This is a genomic window from Deferribacterota bacterium (assembly GCA_034189185.1).
GTDB lineage: Bacteria > Chrysiogenota > Deferribacteres > Deferribacterales > UBA228 > UBA228.
The window spans coordinates 1-3764 of the sequence record JAXHVM010000171.1; the positions used below are offsets into that span (position 1 = coordinate 1).

The window sequence follows — 3764 nt, forward strand, 5'->3', positions numbered from 1 at the left end:
TAATAAACTTTGTTAAAATATTTCTTATTTTAAAGCTTTTTTCTTTTTCCATTGTTTTATCTATACCTATAAAACAGTCCAGTGACATTTAAGCTACATTTATTAAAGTAATAACTCTATTTTATTTTGTTTTTATCTAGAAGTCAAGTAATTTACTAAAATTTGTCAGCTAAATTTTATATACATTGTTTTTACTAATTGAGGTTTAAAAGTAATTTAATAAGCTACAAATAGGATAGCTTTAAACTGCATAGCTGTACCAGTCGTAGAAAACAAATCCTATTTAAATCCTGTCGAGTACAACTTATCTTTATGAATAATTATATGTTATTAATAATTAATAAAAAATTACATTATTTTAACAATAATTATAATATTCTTGAATATACTAAAAGTATTGAGCAATATTCAATTGGGAGCATAATAATGAAAAATATACTTGCATTAACTATTTTTTTTCTATTATTTTTTTGTATGGTTTCCTCTGCAGAAGAAATTAAAACTATTAGATGCGCTACATTTAATGCTTCAATGTATAGAGATTTAAAAGGTAGATTATTAGAAGATCTAAAAAATGGAAATGATAAGCAAATAGAAAATGTTGCTGAAATAATACAAAGGGTAAATCCAGATATACTTCTTATAAATGAATTTGACTATTATGAAAATAATGTTGCAATTGATGCCTTTAAAAGAAATTATTTAGAAGTTTCACATAATGGTAGCAAAGCTATACACTTTAATTACATCTATCATGCACAATCAAATACAGGCGTTGATACAGGATATGATTTAAACAAAAATGGAATACTACACGAGGCTGACGATTGTTTTGGTTTTGGCCAGTTTGAGGGTCAATATGCATTTGCCCTATTCTCAAAATACCCAATTGATCACAATAATATGAGAACTTTTAGAAAATTTCTTTGGAAAGATATGCCCAATGCTTTAATACCCTATGATTATTACACAAAAGAAGAGGTTAATATTCTACGACTATCTTCTAAAAACCACGTTGATGTGCCAATTAGGATAGATGAGGGTATAGTCTTCCACATACTTGCAAGTCATCCTACTCCACCAACATTTGATGGGCCTGAGGATAGGAATGGAAAAAGAAATTATGATGAAATTAGGTTTTTTGCAGATTATATTGATCCAAACAATAACCATTATATCTATGATGATAATGGTAAAAAAGGTGGACTAACAAAGGATGTATTTTTTATTATCATGGGAGATCTCAATGCTGACCCTTTTGATGGGGATAGTATTAAAGGAGCAGTAAACCAATTGCTTGATAAACCCATGATTAACCAGTGTGTATCATATGGCTCTTGCACACCCTCAAGTTTGGGAGGAATAGAATATTCAAAAAGTGAATATGGTAGTACAGCTCATAAAGGGAATCCTGCCTATGATACTGCAAGTTTTGCGGGGGGCTTAAGGGTTGACTATGTATTACCATCAGCTAACTTAACAACAATAGCCTCTGGCATATTTTGGCCTACGCAAGATGATCCATTATATAGATTAGTTGAATATACTGACAATGGTCCTGCAAGTTCTGACCATCATTTAGTATGGATAGATATTGTTATGCCTTAATTAGATAAATAATTAAAATCAATTTTTTTATTTAAAATAATATTTCTTTTTTTAATTTTTATATTCTATATTTAAATATGCAGCAGTGGAGAAAAAACTTATACGTTTTAGTTATTGGACAATTCTTTACAAGGCTTGGCCAAACATTTATCGTTCCATATATACCTATTTTTATAAATGAAGATTTAAAAGTAGATGACCCTAAAGCTGTCGCCTTCTGGGCTGGGTTAATAGCAGGATCTTTGTTTTTAGGACAATTTATAGTATCTCCCATATGGGGATATTTAGCAGATAAAATAGGGCGAAAGATAATGATTTTAAGAGCATCCTTTGTTATCTCCTTTTTTATGTTTATAACAGCCTTTATTAGTAATGTATATGAGTTCTTTATTATTAGATTTATAATGGGTTGTTTTAGTGGTTTTAATGCGGCTGCTATCACCTTTATAGCATATGAAATGCCAAAGGAAAAATTAGGATATTCAATGGGATTGATACAAACTGGGCAGATGTCAGGTTTATTAATAGGCCCTGCAATAGGTGGTTTTTTAGCACATTTCTTGGGTTATCGTTTTAGTTTTATACTAGCATCAATAATAAGTTTTTTTAATTTTCTAATGCTTCTTTTTGGTCTAACTGAAAAAAATAGAACGAATATAGGTGGAAAAGCTGATATTCTAGAAAAATTTTCCCTACATAAAATTTATAATGGCCTAAGTATTATTAAGCAAAGCAGAATGCTTTTAATTATATTTTTTATAATACTAATCACCCAACTATCTATAAAAAGTATAGAACCAGAATTAGCACTTTTTGTAAAATCTTTATATGTCGGTAACTATTTAGAAATAATGGTTTCATTAACTTTTATTGCAGTGGCAGTAACAAACGTGTTTTTTGCTCCCATTCTTGGTAAGTTAAGCGATATAAAAGGTGCGCAAAACACACTGTTTTTATGTCTTTTTTTTACATCTCTTATTTTTATATTACACTGTATAGTAACTAATATTGAGGCACTAATTTTATTAAGACTTCTCCTTGGCTTGGGCTTGGCTGGCATCCTGCCATCAGCTAATACGCTAATAAGTAAATTCACTATTAACTCAAATAAAGGGTCACTATATGGTATTAGTGCTAGCATAAATGCTCTTGGTAATTTTGCTGGACCTCTTCTAGGCGGTATAATTCTTAGTATTTTCAACATAGAACTAGGATTTATTATTATTTTTATCCTAGTAGCTTCACTATTTCTACTATCTGCCCTATTTCTTAAACTAAACCTATTAAACCATAGTTAAATCTTACGCTATCTTTCTTTACCATTATTATAATAATTATTTCAAAATAAATTTAATAAATTATCTTGCATAAAATTAACTAAAAATTTATTATAATTTCCACTAAATTACAATAGGTAAAATATGGATATAAAACCATACCTATCGTGGGCATTCTTCTTCTTTTGGCCAACACTTTGGATAGTACTAGCTATTGTCACTTGGCTTTATTGGAATAGAAAAAAATAATATAATACGATTAACATGAGTAACATCAATATGCATTTAGAATCAGTAATCGTATGGATTGCATATCTAATTTTTATAATTCTAGTAGGAAGTTGGACTTCAAAAAAAATAAAGACAACTGAAGATTATACCGTTGGAGGCAGAAAAATTGGGGCTTTATTAGTTGCTTTAAGCCATGGAGCCGGTGCTATGAGTGGTTTTATGTTTATGGGTCTGCCAGGTTATGCATATATGCTAGGGCTATTTGCCTTTTGGTATGAAGCAGGTGATGCTGGTGGTGGGTATATAAATTTTACAATTCTTGGTAGAAGACTCAATGCATTGTCACACTACTTAAAAGCATTAACACCTATAGATCTTATATATAAGCGTTTCTATGATCCTACCTCAAAAGCCTCTAAATACATACCTTTAACAGGTGGTATAATTGGACTTGTCTTTACTTGGTTATATCTACTTGCCCAAATAATAGCTGCTGGAAAAATTACTCAAGTTCTCTTTGGTATACCTTATTATTACGGTGTTATAGTTGGAGGTTTAGTTGTTCTAATATATGTAATGGCTGGCGGACTAGAAGCTTGTATGTATACAGATGCAGTTCAAGCAATTATAATGTTTTTTGGTGCTATC

General features: G+C 30.0%; 3 protein-coding genes. All 3 read left to right on the forward strand.

All coding sequences use genetic code 11. The annotated features are described in order from the left end of the window. Positions 1-426 precede the first annotated feature (426 nt). The gene (locus SVN78_09260) at positions 427-1608 is read left to right on the forward strand and encodes an endonuclease/exonuclease/phosphatase family protein (protein ID MDY6821793.1); all 1182 of its coding nucleotides are present in this window, start codon (positions 427-429) and stop codon (positions 1606-1608) included. Positions 1609-1685: 77 nt separating this feature from the next. Beyond that, the gene (locus SVN78_09265) at positions 1686-2906 is read left to right on the forward strand and encodes an MFS transporter (GenBank protein MDY6821794.1); all 1221 of its coding nucleotides are present in this window, start codon (positions 1686-1688) and stop codon (positions 2904-2906) included. A 243-nt stretch (positions 2907-3149) separates the two neighbouring features. Further along, a partial coding sequence (locus SVN78_09270) for a sodium/proline symporter (protein ID MDY6821795.1) occupies positions 3150-3764 on the forward strand: 615 nt, incomplete at its 3' end.